This is a genomic window from Ruegeria sp. AP11, assembly GCF_056535865.1.
Window position 1 is genome coordinate 1,634,518 of the sequence record NZ_JBQFJB010000001.1, and the last position, 17,122, is coordinate 1,651,639.

General features: G+C 59.4%; 14 protein-coding genes. 12 read left to right on the top strand and 2 right to left on the bottom strand.

Annotation, left to right across the window (positions count from 1 at the left end; genetic code table 11):
- The first annotated feature begins 45 nt into the window (after positions 1-45).
- From ACR3E4_RS08440 to ACR3E4_RS08455, 4 genes are all read left to right on the top strand, one after another.
- On the top strand, positions 46-2,667 hold the full coding sequence (locus ACR3E4_RS08440) for a TRAP transporter permease (protein WP_480535748.1): 2,622 nt from the start codon (positions 46-48) through the stop codon (positions 2,665-2,667).
- Positions 2,664-3,095: a universal stress protein gene (locus ACR3E4_RS08445; RefSeq protein WP_480535747.1), complete on the top strand. Its 432-nt coding sequence runs from the start codon at positions 2,664-2,666 to the stop codon at positions 3,093-3,095. The genes ACR3E4_RS08440 and ACR3E4_RS08445 overlap by 4 nt, the downstream gene beginning before the upstream one ends.
- A 73-nt stretch (positions 3,096-3,168) precedes the next feature.
- Positions 3,169-4,917: a gamma-glutamyltransferase gene (gene ggt, locus ACR3E4_RS08450; RefSeq protein WP_480535745.1), complete on the top strand. Its 1,749-nt coding sequence runs from the start codon at positions 3,169-3,171 to the stop codon at positions 4,915-4,917.
- A gap of 81 nt (positions 4,918-4,998) precedes the next feature.
- The gene (locus ACR3E4_RS08455) at positions 4,999-6,204 is read left to right on the top strand and encodes an MFS transporter (RefSeq protein ID WP_480535743.1); all 1,206 of its coding nucleotides are present in this window, start codon (positions 4,999-5,001) and stop codon (positions 6,202-6,204) included.
- A 53-nt stretch (positions 6,205-6,257) separates the two neighbouring features.
- Here the strand turns inward: ACR3E4_RS08455 and ACR3E4_RS08460 are convergent, their stop codons facing one another.
- A complete protein-coding gene (locus tag ACR3E4_RS08460; protein ID WP_480535741.1) occupies positions 6,258-7,733 on the bottom strand; it encodes an NAD-dependent succinate-semialdehyde dehydrogenase in 1,476 nt (491 codons plus the stop codon).
- Positions 7,734-7,735: 2 nt separating this feature from the next.
- A complete protein-coding gene (locus ACR3E4_RS08465; protein WP_480535740.1) occupies positions 7,736-9,013 on the bottom strand; it encodes a 4-aminobutyrate--2-oxoglutarate transaminase in 1,278 nt (425 codons plus the stop codon).
- 150 nt (positions 9,014-9,163) lie between these two features.
- On the opposite strand from ACR3E4_RS08465, the gene ACR3E4_RS08470 reads away from it, so the two are divergent.
- The 8 genes from ACR3E4_RS08470 to ACR3E4_RS08505 all read left to right on the top strand — a co-directional run bounded on the left by ACR3E4_RS08470 (position 9,164) and on the right by ACR3E4_RS08505 (position 17,027).
- Entirely contained in the window at positions 9,164-9,730 is a 567-nt protein-coding gene (locus ACR3E4_RS08470) for a cupin domain-containing protein (RefSeq protein WP_480535773.1), read from the top strand.
- Positions 9,731-9,867: 137 nt separating this feature from the next.
- A complete protein-coding gene (locus tag ACR3E4_RS08475; protein WP_480535739.1) occupies positions 9,868-10,341 on the top strand; it encodes a VOC family protein in 474 nt (157 codons plus the stop codon).
- Positions 10,338-10,688, top strand: coding sequence for a hypothetical protein (locus ACR3E4_RS08480; RefSeq protein WP_480535738.1), 351 nt, complete (start codon positions 10,338-10,340; stop codon positions 10,686-10,688). Before ACR3E4_RS08475 ends, ACR3E4_RS08480 begins: the two co-directional genes overlap by 4 nt.
- Positions 10,685-10,822 carry a hypothetical protein gene (locus ACR3E4_RS08485; protein ID WP_480535736.1) on the top strand — a complete coding sequence of 46 codons (138 nt, stop codon included), beginning with the start codon at positions 10,685-10,687 and terminating at the stop codon, positions 10,820-10,822. Before ACR3E4_RS08480 ends, ACR3E4_RS08485 begins: the two co-directional genes overlap by 4 nt.
- Positions 10,819-11,787 carry a carbon-nitrogen hydrolase family protein gene (locus ACR3E4_RS08490; RefSeq protein WP_480535735.1) on the top strand — a complete coding sequence of 323 codons (969 nt, stop codon included), beginning with the start codon at positions 10,819-10,821 and terminating at the stop codon, positions 11,785-11,787. The genes ACR3E4_RS08485 and ACR3E4_RS08490 overlap by 4 nt, the downstream gene beginning before the upstream one ends.
- 43 nt (positions 11,788-11,830) lie before the next feature.
- A complete protein-coding gene (locus tag ACR3E4_RS08495) occupies positions 11,831-14,563 on the top strand; it encodes an aminotransferase class I/II-fold pyridoxal phosphate-dependent enzyme (RefSeq protein ID WP_480535734.1) in 2,733 nt (910 codons plus the stop codon).
- Positions 14,564-14,580: 17 nt separating this feature from the next.
- Complete coding sequence (locus tag ACR3E4_RS08500; RefSeq protein ID WP_480535733.1) at positions 14,581-16,029, top strand: biotin carboxylase; 1,449 nt, start codon at positions 14,581-14,583, stop codon at positions 16,027-16,029.
- Positions 16,030-16,037: 8 nt separating this feature from the next.
- Positions 16,038-17,027 carry a C45 family autoproteolytic acyltransferase/hydolase gene (locus tag ACR3E4_RS08505; protein ID WP_480535732.1) on the top strand — a complete coding sequence of 330 codons (990 nt, stop codon included), beginning with the start codon at positions 16,038-16,040 and terminating at the stop codon, positions 17,025-17,027.
- Positions 17,028-17,122 lie beyond the last annotated feature (95 nt).

Genomic DNA, 17,122 nt, shown 5'->3' on the forward strand with positions numbered 1-17,122 from the left:
AAGACGGCCATAAAAACCAAGGCTGCAGGACGGGGAGTTTTTAATATGAGTTCCGACACACAGGGCAATCGCCCTTTATCCGAAGAAGAACTTCAGGATCTGGTCGCTTCATCCGATGCGGGTGGGCGTAATCCAGCAGGAAATGTGGGGCTTTTTCTGGCGATTGTAGCTGTACTGTGGTCGGTGTTTCAGGTGGTGCTCGCCTCGCCTTTGTCGAACTATCTGCTGCCGGGCAGCGTGGTGAACAACTCGCGCCAGATCCATCTGGCCTTCGCGATGTTCCTGGCCTTTGCGGCCTATCCGGCGCTCAAATCCAGCCCGCGTAACTATATCCCGGTTCAGGACTGGATCATGGGTATCGTGGGTGCGTTTCTGGCGCTCTATGGTTATTTCTTCTACCAGAAAATTGTCGATGCCGGTGGCCTTGCGGACGACACCGACAAGTGGTTCGCGCTTGCCGGTCTGCTGCTGCTGTTCGAAGCCGCACGCCGCGCGCTGGGTCCGGCGATGGCGATCATCGCAACGATCTTTCTGGCCTATGTCTTCTTCGGCTCGTCCGCTTGGGTGCCCGAGGTTATCCGCTGGAAAGGTGCCAGCCTGCAAAAGGCGATGAGCCATATGTGGATCACGTCCGAAGGTGTCTTTGGCATCGCGCTGGGCGTTTCAACCAAGTTCGTTTTCCTGTTCGTGCTGTTCGGAGCGCTGCTGGATAAGGCGGGCGCGGGGAATTACTTTATCAAGATGGCCTTTGGCGCGCTGGGTCACCTGCGCGGCGGTCCGGCCAAGGCGGCTGTGGTGGGGTCTGCGGCGACCGGCCTGATTTCGGGTTCGTCGATTGCCAACGTTGTGACCACCGGCACGTTCACCATTCCGTTGATGAAGCGGGTGGGCTTTTCAAGCGAACAAGCGGGCTCGGTCGAGGTCGCCTCATCCGTGAACGGCCAGATCATGCCGCCGGTGATGGGCGCTGCGGCCTTCCTGATGGTGGAATATGTGGGCATTTCCTATGTCGAGGTGATCACCCACGCGTTCCTGCCTGCGGCGATTTCCTATATCGCGCTGGTCTATATCGTCCACCTTGAGGCGGTGAAGCGGAACATGCCGACGCTGGGCGACCGTGTCGTCTCGATGGGTCGCACGATTGGCGGCATGGCGCTGTTCTTTGTGGGCTTTGCCGGGCTTTGCTATGGCGTACAGTACCCGATCAAGGCGATCATCGCGATCGTGCCAGAGGGTTCGGGGCTGGTTTTGTCGGCGCTGATCGTACTGGCCTATCTGTTCCTGCTGAAACTGGCGGCGGGGGTCGAGGATCTGGTCCCCGATGATCCCAATGCCAAAGAGGTCGAACTGCCGGTGATCGCCGAGATCTACAAGGCCGGTCTGCATTACCTGCTGCCAATCATTGTGCTGGTCTATTTCCTGATGATCGAGCAGAAATCGCCCGGTCTGTCGGCCTTCTGGGCAACCTCGTTGCTGTTCGTGATCCTGCTGACACAGAAGCCGCTCAAGTCGATCTTCCGCGGCGAAAGCGACACCGCGAACGCCTTCATGGCCGGTGTCACCGACCTGTGGAACGGCTTGATCGACGGGGCGCGCAACATGATCGGCATCGCGCTGGCCACCGCCACCGCGGGTGTGATCGTGGGCACGGTGACCCTGACCGGCGTGGGTCAGGTGATGGCCGATCTGGTCGAGTTCCTGTCGGGCGGCAACCTGATCGCCATGCTGGCACTGGTGGGTCTGCTCAGCCTGATCCTGGGCATGGGTCTGCCGACCACGGCGAATTATATCGTCGTCAGCTCGCTGATGGCCGGTGTGGTTGTAGAACTGGGCGCGCAGGACGGTCTGATCGTGCCGCTGATCGCGGTTCATCTGTTCGTGTTCTATTTCGGCATCATGGCCGATGTGACACCGCCCGTGGGCCTGGCGAGTTTTGCCGCCGCCGCCGTCTCGGGCGGGGATGCGATCCGCACGGGCTTTACCGCGTTCTTCTACAGCTTGCGCACCGTGGCGTTGCCGTTCGTGTTCATCTTCAACACCGATCTTCTGCTGATCGACGTGGGTTGGGTGCAGGGCATCTTGGTGGCCGTCTCTGCCACCATCGCGATCCTGATCTTCACCGCCGGCACCATGGGCTGGTTCCTGACCAAGAACCGCATCTATGAAAGCGTCGCGCTGATCCTGATCGCCTTTGCGCTGTTCCGTCCCGACTTCTTCATGAATCGCATCGCGCCACCCTTCGCGCAGATCGAACCGGCGCAGCTGACACAGGCCGTTGGTGATGCCACACCGGGCAGCACCATGCGGATCGAGGTCGCAGGCCCGGATTTCGACACCGGCAACATGACCGAAACCACCGTGGTCCTGACAATCGGAGACGAGGCTGATGGTGCTGCGCGCATCGACGCTCTGGGTCTGATGACGCTGGAAGAGGACGGGCTGGTCAAGCTGGACGAGCCGCTGTTTGGCACGCCGGTAGCGGATGAGTTGGATATGTTCGACTATTACGCCGACGAGGCGGTCCGCATCACCAGCATTCAGGCTCCGCAAAGCCAGCCCCCGAAAGAGCTGATCTTCATCCCGGCGCTGCTGTTGCTGGGGCTGATTGCCTTCCTGCAACGCGGCCGCGCCGCCCGCACCAATGAACAAGAGGTCGTAACATCATGATCAAATCTGTCCTCTGTGCCGTAGATATCAGCAACGACAATCTGGATGCGGGTGTTCTGGAACGGGCAGCGGTGCTGGCCGATCTGGACGGCGCGCAGCTGGATGTGGTGACGGTTCTGCCGGATTTCGGCGAAAGCTGGGTCTCGGGCTTCTTTCAGCCCGAGTTCCACGAAAAGGCGGTGGAGGCGGCGCATGAAAAGCTGATCGCGCTCTGCGCCGACACTCTGGGTGAAGACCGCAATGCCGGCATCCGCCACGTCGTTGCCACCGGTACCGCCTATCAGAAAATCCTTGAGACCGCCGAAGGCGCGGGCTCTGACCTCATCGTCATCGGGGCCCATAAGCCGGACCTCAAGGACTATCTTCTCGGTCCAAACGCATCACGGGTCATCCGACATTCAAACGCGTCCGTTTACGTCGTCAGATAGTGACAATGGCGGTTTGAAAGTGGTTTTGTAACGAGTGCCTCGGTTTCCAGAACTCTTTCAAAGGTGGATCGCTATGAAAACCCTGCTGAAGACAACAGCGGCGCTGGCCTTCGGGGCCATCGCCAGCATCGCCAGTGCGCAGGACCCTGCGCCGGAACTGGGCTATGGCTGGGACGAAAAGGACCCGGTCACCGGCACCGAATTCATGGTGTCCGCCGCCAACCCGATTGCCGCGAAAGCCGGGTATGATGTGCTGGCTGCGGGGGGCACGGCTGCGGATGCGATGATCGCCGTGCAATTGATGCTGAATCTGGTCGAGCCGCAATCGTCAGGCATCGGCGGTGGCGCATTCCTGCTCTATTGGGACGCGTCCTCGAAAACGCTGACAACCTTTGATGCACGGGAAAAAGCGCCTGCAAAGGCCACGCCCGAGCGGTTTCTGCTGCCCGATGGTGAAAAGATGCCGTTTGGCGAGGCGATCTCGGGCGGTCAGGCCGTCGGCGTGCCGGGCATTCTGCGCCTGATGGAAGTGACCCATAATCTGTATGGCAAGACAGACTGGGCCTCGCTGTTTCAGTCGACCATTGAACAGGCCGAAAACGGGTTCGAGGTCTCGCCGCGTATGGCGAACTCGATCAAATCGACCGTCGACCGCAATTGGGGGCTGGATGTTTTTCCCGGTGCCAAGGCGTACTTCTTCAATGAAGACGGCAGTCCGCTGGCGGCGGGCACCTTGCTGAAGAACCCCGATTTTGCCGAGACCCTGCGCATTCTGGCCGATCAGGGTGCGAATGCGTTTTATAACGGCCCGATTGCCGAGGATATCGTGGCCGCTGTCGACGCTACATCGAAGGTGGAAAACAACATCACGCTTGAGGATCTGGCTGCCTATCGCGTCAAAATCCGCCCCGCTGTCTGCGCCGATTATCGCGGTTATGACGTCTGCGGCATGGGGCCGCCGACCTCGGGTGGTCTGACCGTGGGGCAGATTCTGGGCATTCTGAGTAACTTCGACCTCAAAGGCACTGGCTGGAACGCCGAGATGGCGCATCTTTATGCCGAGGCGGCCAAGCTGGCCTATGCAGACCGCGCGCTTTACATGGCTGACAGCGATTTTGTTGATGTGCCGGTCAAGGGCCTGCTGGATACGGATTACCTGAAATTGCGCGCCGGAATGATCGACACAGCAGCAGCTGGTGAGAAGCGCCAGGCGGGTGAACCGCCGCGCGACCACACCGTGCTGTTTGCGCCGTCGCAGAACCCCGGCCGACCCGGCACCAGTCACATCGTGATCCGAGATCAGTACGGCAATGCGCTGTCGATGACGACGACTATCGAAACCGCCTTTGGCAGCCGCGTCTTTGTGCGGGGTTTTCTGCTGAACAACGAACTGACCGATTTTGACCGCGCGCCCAAAGATGGTGACCGTCTGGTGGCCAACCGTGTCGAAGGTGGTAAACGCCCACGCAGCTCGATGTCGCCGACCATCGTGATGAAAGAGGGTGAGCCTTATTTGCTGATCGGTTCACCCGGTGGCAGCCGCATCATCAACTATGTGGCCAAGACCATCATCGCGATCCTCGATTGGGACATGGATCCGCAGGATGCCGTCGAAACGGGGCATTTCGTGCATCGCAACGGGTCGTCGATGGATCTGGAGCAAGGCACCGCCGCCGCCGAATTCGCCGATGCGCTGACCGGCAAGGGGCATGAGGTCAAGCTGGTCGACCTCAACAGCGGGTTGCACGCGATCCTGATCAAGGATGGGCAACTGATCGGCGCTGCGGATCCGCGTCGTGAAGGCGTGGCGTTGGGGCAGTAGCGCTGATACCAGGAAGGGCTGCCCGACGAAGGCGCAGCCCTTTTTCCTTGCTTTAGGAACCTGCCCATCCGATAGGGCGGTATGTTCAAAAGCCGCGCGATAACCTTCATCCTGATCACCCTGATGATCGACGCCATCGGCATCGGTATCGTGTTCCCGATCATGCCCGATCTGATGAATCGCGTTGGCGCGGGTGATACCGGGCAAGGGGCCTTTTGGGGCGGGCTGCTGATGGCCGCCTATGCCGGGGCTCTGTTCCTGTGTGGCCCCATTGTCGGCAGCATTTCAGACGCCGTCGGTCGCAGACCGATCCTGATTGCAGCGCTGGTCATGCTGGCGCTGGATTATGTAATCATGGCGCTGGCTGATACGTTCTGGCTGCTTCTGCTCGGGCGCACGCTTGCGGGGCTTGCGGGGGCGACCTACATCACCGCGACGGCCTACATCGCCGACATATCCTCACCCACCGAGAAGGCCGCGAATTTTGGCCTCATCGGTGCGGCCTTCGGGATCGGGTTCGTTCTTGGCCCGGCCATCGGCGGCATCGCTGCCGAGGTCAGCATAACCGCGCCCTTCTGGATCGCGGCGGCTTTGTCAGCGGCGAATGCTCTGTTCGGTGTGTTCGCACTGCCCGAAAGCCTGACGCCCGAAAAACGCCGCCCCTTCGGCAAGCGCGACCTGAATCCGTTCAAATCGATCTTTGACGCCTTCCGCTTTCCGGGTCTGGCGGTGCCGCTGCTATGCATTTTCATCTTTGAGTTCGCCAACATGGTTTACCCGACCCTTTGGGCGTTCTGGATTCGCGAGGTCTTTGGCTGGTCGACGCTTTATATCGGTCTGTCCCTGGCCGCATACGGGGTGCTGCTGGCGGCGGTTCAGGGCGGGCTGATGCCCCTTTTCATCAGATGGATTGGCGATTACCGCACCTTGATGATGGGTATGACGTCCGCGTTGATTGGAATGATCGGATTTGGCTTCACGGCAACGATTACTGCGCTTGTGATCTTTCTTCTGCTGGCCGCGCTGTCGGATCTTGTACCTGCGCTGATGACGGCAATGGCCTCGAACCAGGCCGATGAAGACCGGCAGGGCGTGGTACAGGGGGTCATCGCCTCGCTGTCGTCTGTCGCGGCAGTGCTGTCACCTTTGGTGATGACCGGGCTGTTTCAGGCGTCGGTCGATGGTGAAGGTATCTATCTGCCCGGCGCACCCTTCTTCTTCTCAGCCGTTTTGGTGTTGGCGATGATGCCGCTGGTGGTTCGCTTGCGCGGACACGCTTCGGTCTGAAAAAAACGCACCCGCAGATTGCGGGTGTGTTAGAGTTTCAAGGTATTGGGAGATTACTGAATCTCACCCATGCAGAGATACTTGATCTCAAGGAAATCCTCGGTCCCGTATTTCGAACCCTCACGACCCAGACCGGACTGTTTGACGCCCCCGAACGGCGCGACCTCGGTCGAGATCAGGCCGGTGTTAATGCCCACCATGCCCGATTCCAGCGCCTCGGCCACGCGCCAGACGCGCGCCAGATCACGGCTGTAGAAATACGAGGCCAGACCGAACTCGCTGTCATTGGCCATCGCGACCACGTCGTCTTCCTCTTCAAACTTGAACAGGGGCGCGACAGGGCCGAAGGTTTCATCCTTCGCCACCACCATGTCGCGGGTCACGCCGGTCAGAACGGTGGGTTCGAAGAATGTCCCGCCCAGATCCGAGCGTTTACCGCCCAGCGTCACGGTTGCACCTTTGGACACCGCGTCCGAGATGTGTTCCTCGACCTTGGCGACGGCTGCGTCATTGATCAGCGGGCCTGTGGTGATACCATCGCCGAAGCCGTCACCGACGTTCAGGGATTTGGTCTTTTCAGCCAGCTTGGCGGCGAATTCGTCATAGACACCCGCCTGTACATAGATGCGGTTGGCACAGACGCAGGTCTGACCGTTGTTGCGGAACTTGGCGATCATTGCGCCGTCGACGGCGGCATCCACATCGGCGTCGTCGAACACAATGAACGGTGCATTGCCGCCCAGTTCCAGCGACATTTTCTTGATCGTGCCCGCCGCCTGACGCATCAGAATTTGACCCACGCGCGTCGAACCGGTGAAGGTGATCTTGGCCACCTTGTCATTGGTGCAAAGCTCATTGCCGACGCCCGAGCTGTCAGTGCCCGGGATTACGTTGAACACGCCTGCCGGAATGCCCGCACGTTCGCCCAGCACCGCCATCGCCAAAGCGGAAAGTGGCGTCAGTGTTGCGGGGCGCGCCACAAAGGTGCAACCCACCGCCAGCGCCGGGCCAACCTTGCGGGCGATCATCGCATTGGGGAAGTTCCATGGGGTGATCGAGCCCACCACACCCACAGGCTGTTTCAACACAACGATGCGCTTGTCGCGCTGATGGCCGGGGATCACGTCGCCATAAACGCGCTTGGCCTCTTCCGAGAACCACTCGATGAAGGACGCACCATACAGAATTTCTCCGCGCGCTTCGGGCCAGGGTTTGCCCATCTCGGCGGTCAGAATCGTGGCCAGATCATCGGCGTTTTCGACCATCAGGTCGAACCACTTGCGCAGGATTGCCGCGCGCTCCTTGCCGGTCTGGGCAGCCCAGTTCTTTTTCGCCGCATAAGCCGCATCGACGGTCTGCGCGGTGCCCTCGACGTTGACATCGGTCACGTTGGCGATCAGATCGCCGGTAGCGGGGTTGTGAACCGGGAAAGTCACCTCGCCCTCAACCCATGCGCCGTTGATATAGGCGCGGGTTTCCAGAAGGCTGGGATCTTTCAGCTCCAGCTTGGTCACTTTGGTATCCAGCATGTTCAGGCTCCTTTGGCAGCGTCGATCGAGGCTTCGAGAATATCCATTGCCTCGGCGAATATCTCATCCTGCACCGTCAGCGGTGCGAGGAAACGGATTACATTCCCATATACGCCACATGTCAGCAGGATCAATCCGCGCCTGAGTGCCTCGACGCGCACCGCGTTGGCCATGTCCGGATTCGGGGCGCTGCCATCGCTGGTGTTGAATTCAGCCGCGACCATAAAGCCCGGGCCGCGAATGTCGACGATCTCGGGCGTGCGGGAACGGATCGATTCCAACCGCTGTTTCAGGCGCGAGCCCAGCTCGTTGGCGCGCGCGCACAGGTCTTCTTCGTCGATCACATCCATCACCGCATGAGCGGCGGCGATCCCCAGCGGGTTGCCGCCATAGGTGCCGCCCAGACCGCCCGGATGCGCGGCGTCCATCAACTCGGCGCGTCCGGTGACAGCGGCCAGAGGCAGCCCGCCCGCCAGACCTTTGGCCATGGTGGTGATGTCGGCGGACACATCATAGGCGTCCATCGCAAACAAATTGCCCGTGCGGGCAAAGCCGGTCTGTACCTCATCGGCAATCAGAACGATGCCATGTTCGTCGCAAAGCGCACGCAGGCCACGCATCAACTCGGCCGGAGCGGGGTAGAAGCCACCTTCACCCTGTACCGGCTCGATGATGATCGCGGCCACGCGACCCGGATCCAGATCGGCCTTGAACAGCTTGGTCAGCGCACCCAGCGAATCCTCGGTTGAGGTGCCGTGCAGTTCAACCGGAAACGGAACGTGATAGGTGTCGGGCATCATCGCACCAAAACCCGCCTTGTAGGGCTGAACCTTGCCGGTCAGCGACATGCCCATGAAGGTGCGGCCATGGAAAGCGCCACCAAAGGCGACGACAGCCGGACGCCCGGTGGCGGCGCGGGCGATCTTAACGGCGTTTTCCACCGCTTCGGCACCTGTGGTGACAAAGACGGTCTTTTTGGTGAAATCGCCGGGAACCTTCTCGTTCAGGCGCTCGGCCAAACGGATGTAGTTCTCGTAAGGCAGAACCTGATGGCAGGTATGGGTGAAATTGGCGGCCTGTTTTTGCACCGCCTCCATCACCTTGGGATGGCAATGCCCGGTATTCACAACGGCAATACCTGCGGCGAAATCGATATAGCGCTTGCCCTCGACATCCCAGACTTCGGTGTTCACGGCGCGGTCGACATAGACCTGCGTCTGCATTCCCACACCCTGCGCGATCGAGGTGTTGCGGCGTTCAGCAATCTGAGCATTCAGCATCTTGCGTCCTTTCCGGTTATGGGGCGCGGCGCCCGCATGTCTGACCGCGTGACTGTAGTGGCTGGGTTGGCGGGTGAAAGCCTGTTTCTTGTGAATCATAAGCCCTTGATTTACGGTCCCGGCACCCTCGAAGTGTTGCGGATACTGAACATGAAAAACACCAGTCAGGATGATCTGACCCTTGGATTGCGCCTGCGCACCCTGCGTGAACGGGCGGGCCTGTCGCAGCGGGCGTTGGCCAAGAAATCGGATGTTCCGAACTCGACCATCTCGCTGATCGAGTCCGGCAAGATGAACCCTTCGGTCGGTGCGTTGCGCCGGATTTTGCAGGGCATACCGATTGGCATGTCTGATTTTTTCTCGTTCGAGATCGAGCCGGAACAAACAGTGTTCTACGCCGCCGAAGAGCTGACAGAGATCGGTAAGGGCGGGCTGTCGCTGCGGCAGGTTGGATCAAACCTGCACGGGCGCGCGATGATGATCCTGCAGGAAACCTATGATCTGGGCGCCGATACTGGCCGTGTGATGTACGGTCATGAGGCGGAAGAGGGCGGCGTCGTGATCTCGGGCCGGGTCGAGGTGACGGTGGGCGATCAACGCAAGGTTCTGGGGCCGGGTGATGCCTATTACTTCGACAGTCGCACGCCGCACCGGTTCCGGCAGGTCGGCCCCGAGGTCTGCCGGATCATCAGTGCCTGTACACCGCCAACTTTTTGAGCATTGAGAGTGAAAATTCAGCACTATGCATCATAGTGTTGCAGAGTCCTTCGGAATGAGACACAGTATGGTGCATAGTGCGGGAATTTCCTGCAAGTCATTCAGGGCGACCGTCGCCCAATTCGGAGAGGACCGGAATGAAGAAGAAGCCTGCCACGCTGCCCCGTGGCTATCGTACCTGCACCGCGTCGCTTGCCGTTGTTGACGTACCCGCAGCGCTGCGGTTCTACGAAAGCGCCTTTGGCGCGAAGGTTCAGGCCTGTGACGTGGAAGAGGCTCCGGGATTTGCCACCATCAAGATCGGCAATTCGATGCTGTTTGTCACCGCCGGTTGGGGTGCGCATGGTCCCGCCATTCCGGGCACGGTCGCATCGGTTGGGCATCACATGTATGTCGAAGACACGGACGCGACCCTCGCGACCGCGCTGGAAAGCGGCGCCAGCCTGATTGCCGAGGCGACCGATACCTATTGGGGTGAACGCTGCGCCACTATCGCCGATCCCTTCGGCCATGTCTGGACGCTTGCGACCCGCATCGAAAACCTAAAACCAGCGGAGATCAATGAACGGCGCAAGGCGCTGCTCGATGCCGCACAGACCGAGGCTGCATGAGCGTCGCCCCGTTCCCCACATTCACGATCCGTCAAAACGATCTGGCGATTCTTGCGGCTGAAAACCGCATCGGAGACTACCCTGTCGCGGTGCGCACGGCGCGCGAGGTGGTCAGCGGCGGCTTTGCCAACCACTCGACGCATCCCAACACCTGGACGGTGTATTTTCTGGTCGATGGCCAATGGGCGCTGGTCGAATCCACCCGCGGGCTGCGGCGGGAATGGTCCAGCCTGGACCGCCTTGAAAAATGGCTGCGCAGCTGCGGCTTCCGGTTCTTCTGGGTCCGCAACGATATCGATTTTGTGGAACAACTGGCGGAAGATACAGCCGAGGAAGAGGCTCTATGAGCTTGGAATCTTACGAAAAACATGGCCTGAGGACAGCGGGCTTGCGTGAATACACGATTTTGTGTTCCGATGAAGAGCGCCGGATCATAGCGGCGGTCGCAATCGGCGAGAAAATGAGAAGAAACGAAAAATGACCCCCTTTGCGATAACCGGAATCCAGATGCATGTCGGCGCGCTGCAGTCGAATGTCGACGCTATGTTGCATCGGATCGACATCATGATGGCTCGGTTTCCCTGGACCCAGATGGCCTTGTTCAGCGAGCTGGCACCTCATGGTCCGCTCGACCGGTTTGCCCAGCCCTTTCCCAATGACGACCTGTCGCGCTTTCAGGACGCGGCGCGGCGCTACGGGATCTGGCTGATCCCCGGCTCGATGTTCGAAAAGCACGAGGACGGGCGGATTTTCAACACTTCGGTGGTGATCAACCCGGATGGTGAGATCGTCTCGAAATACTCCAAGATGTTCCCGTTCAAACCCTATGAACAGAACGTCGCTTCGGGCACCGAGTTCTGCATCTTTGACGTGCCGGATGTGGGCCGGTTTGGCCTGTCGATCTGCTATGACATCTGGTTCCCCGAAACCACCCGCCACCTGACTAGCCAAGGCGTCGAGGTTCTGCTGCACCCGGTTCTGACCGGCACCACTGACCGCGAGGCCGAGCTGTCGATCGCCAAGGCCACCGCTGCACAGTTCCAATGCTACGTGTTCGACGTGAACGGGCTGGCCGCCGGGGGCGTGGGTCGCTCGCTGGTCGTTGATCCATCGGCCACTGTGCTGCACCAATCCGCGGGGCAAGAGGATATCTTCCCCATCGAGATCGATCTGGATCAGGTTCGCCGCCAGCGTGAGGTCGGGCTGAAAGGTCTGGGCCAAGTCCTCAAAAGTTTCCGCGACCGCGAGGCTGACTTCCCGGTTTATGACCGCACCAGCGGCGCGGATGCCTATCTGCACACGCTTGGCCCGCTGCGCATTCCGCAAAAAGGTGACGTTGCAGGAGTTGCCGCATCCGACCCCAGAACGGCGCTGGGATACAGCGAAGACGCCGCGACCAAGCCCGACAATCTGTATCTCTACAAAGGGCGCTCTGGCACAGACTGATACCGGCCCAGCTTTTCGGTATCGGCAGAAAGGAAAAAATTTCATGCACGGCATTTCCGACAGCGAAAAGCTCCACACCATCTCGGATTACTACAGCGCCTCGCAGCTGAGGGCAGACCGATGGAGCGTGCTGCGGGAAACGGCCGAGTCCCTTGATCAGGGTGCCAGCGAAAAGGATCGGGACCGGGCACGGCAGTTGCTGCAGGCGCTGGCCCCGATCGAAGTGTATTTTGCGTTTCCGGGCGGTTCTGCATTCGATTATCTGCGCCGCTTGCTGGACCATGGCAACTTTGGCGATTTCTCAACCGCCGTGCGCCGGGTGTCGCGGGCGCTGACATCGGGGGCGTATCGTCGCCGCTCGATCCCGCTGATTGCGGATGAGACCGAGGTTGACGAGTTCGAGGACGAGTCCACCCAAAGCCACGAAGCCCGGGCGCTGGGCCGTCCTTATTTCGAAGTAATGATCGTCGACAATGTCAACGAACATCAGGAGCGGTTCCTGCAATCCAGCCTGCAACGGATGCGCCGCAGCGAGGACCCGTTCATCTATGAAACCGTTGTGGTTCCCAGTGTCGAGGACGCGCTGATCGGGGTTCTGTTCAACCAGAATGTGCAGGCGGTCATCGTCCGCCCGGGCCTGAGTCTGAAATCCAAGAACGAAACCAATGTTCTGGGACGGTATATCAGCCTTTATGGTGAAGGCGCTGATCTTGATGCGCTGTCACCCTCGGAATTTGGGCCAGAGACCTGCCGCCGGATCGGAATGCTGCGCCCGGAACTGGACGCTTATCTGATCACCGATCGTTCGGCCGAGGATATCGCGGGGCTTGATTTGGGTCTGTGCCGGCGGGTGTTCTATAATCAGGAAGATTTCCTGGAACTGCATCTGAACATCCTGCGAGGGGTGCAGCGGCGCTATAAAACGCCGTTTTTTACGGCGCTCAAGGAATACTCCAAACAGCCCACCGGCGTGTTCCACGCGATGCCGATCAGCCGGGGCAAGTCGATCAGCCGCAGCCATTGGATTCAGGACATGGGGGCGTTCTACGGATCGAACATCTTCATGGCCGAAACCTCAGCCACATCTGGCGGGCTGGATTCACTGCTGGAACCCAAAGGCCCGATCAAAGAGGCGCAGGAGGCTGCAGCCCGGGCCTTCGGCTCTAAACAGACGTTTTTTGCCACCAACGGCACGTCGACCTGCAACAAAATCGTGGTGCAGGCGCTGGTGCGGCCCGGTGATATCGTGCTGGTCGACCGTGACTGCCACAAATCGCATCACTACGGCATGGTGCTGGCCGGGGCGAGCGTGGTCTACATGGACAGCTATCCGCTGCACGATTACTCGATGTACGGCGCGGTGCCGATCCGAGAGATCAAGCACAAGCTGCTGGCCTTGCGCGCCGAGGGCAAACTGGATCGGGTGCGTATGGTTCTGCTGACCAACTGCACCTTCGACGGCATCGTCTACAACGTACAGCGGGTGATGCAGGAATGTCTGGCGATCAAGAAGGACCTTGTGTTCCTGTGGGATGAGGCGTGGTTTGGTTACGCCCGCTTTGCGCCCAATACCCGCGTACGCACCGCGATGCGTTCAGCGAATATTCTGCGAGAGGAATTCCGCACCACCGAACATGCCGAGGCTTATGCGGCGCAGCAAAAGGAATTGGAGGGCAAGGGCGATGACGCCTGGCTCGATACCCGTCTGATCGCGCCGCCGGATGCGCGGGTGCGGGTCTATGCGACGCAGTCGACCCATAAGACGCTGACCGCATTGCGGCAGGGCTCGATGATTCACGTCAACGATCAGCAGTTCAAGGGCGCGGTGGAGGAGGCCTTTCACGAGGCTTACATGACCCACACCTCGACCTCGCCCAACTATCAGATCATCGCCTCGCTGGATGTGGGACGCAGGCAGGTCGAGATCGAAGGATACGAGTTCGTCCAGCGGCAGGTCGAAAGCGCCATGGCGATCCGCCGGGCGGTGACGACGCATCCGTTGCTGAGGAAGTATTTCAAGCTGGTCACGGCGGGCGACATGATCCCCGAACAGTACCGCGAAAGCGGCATGACCAGCTATTTCGATCCCGATCAGGGCTGGGCCGACGTCTGGGATTGCTGGGCCAAGGACGAATTCGTTCTGGATGCCACCCGCATCACCCTGCATGTGGGTGCGACCGGTTGGGATGGCGATACGTTCAAGACCAAGATCCTGATGGATAAATACGGCATCCAGATCAACAAGACCTCGCGCAATACCGTGCTGTTCATGACGAATATCGGCACCACGCGCAGTTCGGTCGCTTATTTGATCGAGGTGCTGGTCGAGATCGCCAAGGAACTGGACGACCTGATGGACGACGCGTCCAAGATGGAAAAGCGCGCCTTTGAGAAACGCGTCAGGAACCTCAGCGAACATGTCCCTCCGCTGCCTGACTTCAGCCGCTTCCACGACGCGTTCCGCTGCGAACAGGGCACCGAGGCAGGGGATATCCGCACCGCGTTCTTCCTGTCTTATGACGAAGACAATTGTGATTACGTTGAGCCCGACAAGGACATGCTGAACCGGCTGGAAGCGGGCGAGGAGATGGTCTCGGCGACCTTTGTGATTCCGTACCCGCCGGGCTTTCCCATTCTGGTGCCGGGGCAGGTGATCAGCCCCGAAATCCTCAAATTCATGCAGGAACTGGACGTCTCGGAAATCCACGGATTCCGCGCCGATCTGGGGCTGCGCATATTTACCGAAGACGCTTTGAAATCAGTCAAGAAAACATAAGGGACTGGGAGGACCATATGCCAAAGAAGGTGCTGAAGAACATCTCGGAAATCCGTCGGTATTTTCATACCAACACGGACCCGATCTATTTTGTATCGGCGACCAATTTCAACCTGTTGGGGCTGGATGAATGGGTGATGAATTTCACCTACATTTGCTACATGGACTGCTTTGACGGGCGACATCCGAACGTGTTTGTGCCTTCTGAAATGCCGCATGACGAATTCCAGTCCATCGAAGACATCAACAACTATCTGCTGCAGCACAAAGAGGTCATCGATCTGGTCAAACGGCGCGGCGGCAAGCCCAAGTTTGTCTTCCTGATGTTTGATGAAACGACCGAGAAGCTGGTCAAGGAACTGGGCGGTCAGCTGTGGTTCCCCAAGGCCAAGCTGCGCACCAAATGCGACAACAAGATCGAAACCGTCCGCATCGGCAACAAGGCGGGTGTGCCGTCCGTGCCCAACACGCTGAGTGTGGTCAAAAGCTATGATCATTTGAAAAAGATCTGCGACAAGGCGGGTCTGGGTCATGATCTGGTGCTGCAATCCGCCTTTGGCGACAGTGGCCATACCACGTTCTTCATCAAGTCCGAGTCCGATTTCAACAAGCACAAGGACGAGATCGTCGGCGAAGGCGAGATCAAGATCATGAAACGGATCGACTGTCGCGGGGCGGCGATCGAGGCCTGCGCCACATCCGAAGGCACCATCGTTGGCCCGCTGATGACCGAGCTTGTGGGCTTTAAGGAGCTTACCCCCTATCGCGGTGGCTGGTGCGGGAACGAGATTTTCTCGACCGCTTTCCCGCCCAAGGCGCGCGAACAGGCGCGGCAATTGACCTTTCAGTTCGGTGAAGAACTGCGCAAATCCGGTTATCGCGGTTATTTCGAGCTCGACTTCCTGATCGACAAGAAAACCGATGAGCTGTGGTTGGGTGAATTGAACCCGCGCATCACCGGGGCAAGTTCCATGACCAACCACGCGGCCTTTGCGCATGCCGATGCGCCGCTGTTCCTGTTCCACCTTTTGGAGTTCTCAAAGAAACCCTTCGAGCTGGATGTCGAGGAACTCAATGCGCGCTGGGCCGACCCGGACATGATCGACAGCTGGTCGCAGATGGTGATCAAACACACTGATGACAGTGTCGACAGGATTACGCAGGCCCCACAATCGGGCATCTACAAGATGCTGGAAGATGGCCGTGTGGTGTTTGACCGGTTCGACTATCACCGCCGCGCGGTGGGCGAGAATGAGGCGTTCTTCCTGCGCATCTCGAATGTCGGTGACTACCGCTATGAAGGTGCCGATCTGGGCATTCTGGTGACGCGTGGGCGGTCGATGACCAAGGGCTTCAAATTGACCGACAAGTCGAAGAAGTGGATACACGGCATCACCTCGGCCTATACCGCTGAACCGCTGCCCGCCGCGCAGCCGATGCAAGACCCCGCCTTCAAAATCATGTAGAAAGCCCCATGGCGCTTGTTTTTCGCTCAATCGACGAGGCGCAGCCCGGTCCCAAGCTGGCCGGGCTGTTTGCCGAATACTGGCCCGCCTACCGCACATGGTGGGCGCAAGAGGGGTATTCGGCTCGCCCCACCTATCGCGAATGCCTGCGCGCTCTGCAAAAGCATATGCCCGAGATTCTGCCGCTATACGAAGAAGTGGTCGAGCTGGTCGGAGGCAAGGATAGTCAGGCGCGGTTTCTCAGCTTCTACTGCCCGCCGAAATATCTGTCTGGCTGCAGTCAGGCGATCTGGCGCGGCAAAACGCCGATTTTGGTGCGCAACTACGACTACCACCCGAAAACCTTCGATGCGGCACTGCTGAAGACCCACTGGGACGGGCGCGGGGTCATCGGGATGAGTGATGGTGTTCTGGGCCTGCTCGATGGGATCAACGATGCGGGTCTGACCGTCTCGCTTACCTTCGGCGGGCGGCGCGAGGTGGGGGACGGGTTCGGCGTGCCTTTGATCCTGCGCTATGTGCTGCAAACCTGCGAAACCACGGCCGAGGCGGTTGATTGCCTGTGCCGCATTCCCTGCCACATGAGCTATAACGTCACCGTGCTGGATGCGAAACACAATCACAGCACGGTCTATCTGGCACCTGACCGGCACCCGCAAATTTCGGACGTGCCGGTGGCGACCAATCATCAGGGCCATGTTGAATGGTCCAAACATGCGCGGTTTACGGCGACGGTGGAACGTGAACGGTTTCTGCTGAACCGCCTGAATCAGCACCCGGAAAGCGAAAAGCGCTTTATCGACGCCTTCCTGCGCCCACCGTTGTATTCGACCGCTTTCAAATCCGGTTTTGGAACGCTTTACACGGCTGTTTATCGCCCCGCGCGAAAGCAGCTTCAATTGCTGTGGCCCGGGGCATCGTGGGACCTGTCGTTCGATGAATTTCCCGAAGGTGAGCTGAGCCTGTTGCTGCCGGACACGGCAGAAGCCGCGTATTGACCTGCGCCTCTGGCCGAATGTGCCCGATTGTGCAATCCTTGGGATCGAGCGCCGAAAGCCCTTGATTTTCGGCGATTTTAACCTGCTGAACGGAA

Excerpts from the sequence above, each read along its gene's own strand:
- ACR3E4_RS08440 (WP_480535748.1), top strand. The coding sequence starts at position 46 with ATGAGTTCCGACACACAGGGCAATCGCCCTTTATCCGAAGAAGAACTT.
- ACR3E4_RS08445 (WP_480535747.1), top strand. The coding sequence starts at position 2,664 with ATGATCAAATCTGTCCTCTGTGCCGTAGATATCAGCAACGACAATCTG.
- ggt (WP_480535745.1), top strand. The coding sequence starts at position 3,169 with ATGAAAACCCTGCTGAAGACAACAGCGGCGCTGGCCTTCGGGGCCATC.
- ACR3E4_RS08455 (WP_480535743.1), top strand. The coding sequence starts at position 4,999 with ATGTTCAAAAGCCGCGCGATAACCTTCATCCTGATCACCCTGATGATC.
- ACR3E4_RS08460 (WP_480535741.1), bottom strand. The coding sequence starts at position 7,733 with ATGCTGGATACCAAAGTGACCAAGCTGGAGCTGAAAGATCCCAGCCTT.
- ACR3E4_RS08465 (WP_480535740.1), bottom strand. The coding sequence starts at position 9,013 with ATGCTGAATGCTCAGATTGCTGAACGCCGCAACACCTCGATCGCGCAG.
- ACR3E4_RS08470 (WP_480535773.1), top strand. The coding sequence starts at position 9,164 with ATGAAAAACACCAGTCAGGATGATCTGACCCTTGGATTGCGCCTGCGC.
- ACR3E4_RS08475 (WP_480535739.1), top strand. The coding sequence starts at position 9,868 with ATGAAGAAGAAGCCTGCCACGCTGCCCCGTGGCTATCGTACCTGCACC.
- ACR3E4_RS08480 (WP_480535738.1), top strand. The coding sequence starts at position 10,338 with ATGAGCGTCGCCCCGTTCCCCACATTCACGATCCGTCAAAACGATCTG.
- ACR3E4_RS08485 (WP_480535736.1), top strand. The coding sequence starts at position 10,685 with ATGAGCTTGGAATCTTACGAAAAACATGGCCTGAGGACAGCGGGCTTG.
- ACR3E4_RS08490 (WP_480535735.1), top strand. The coding sequence starts at position 10,819 with ATGACCCCCTTTGCGATAACCGGAATCCAGATGCATGTCGGCGCGCTG.
- ACR3E4_RS08495 (WP_480535734.1), top strand. The coding sequence starts at position 11,831 with ATGCACGGCATTTCCGACAGCGAAAAGCTCCACACCATCTCGGATTAC.
- ACR3E4_RS08500 (WP_480535733.1), top strand. The coding sequence starts at position 14,581 with ATGCCAAAGAAGGTGCTGAAGAACATCTCGGAAATCCGTCGGTATTTT.
- ACR3E4_RS08505 (WP_480535732.1), top strand. The coding sequence starts at position 16,038 with ATGGCGCTTGTTTTTCGCTCAATCGACGAGGCGCAGCCCGGTCCCAAG.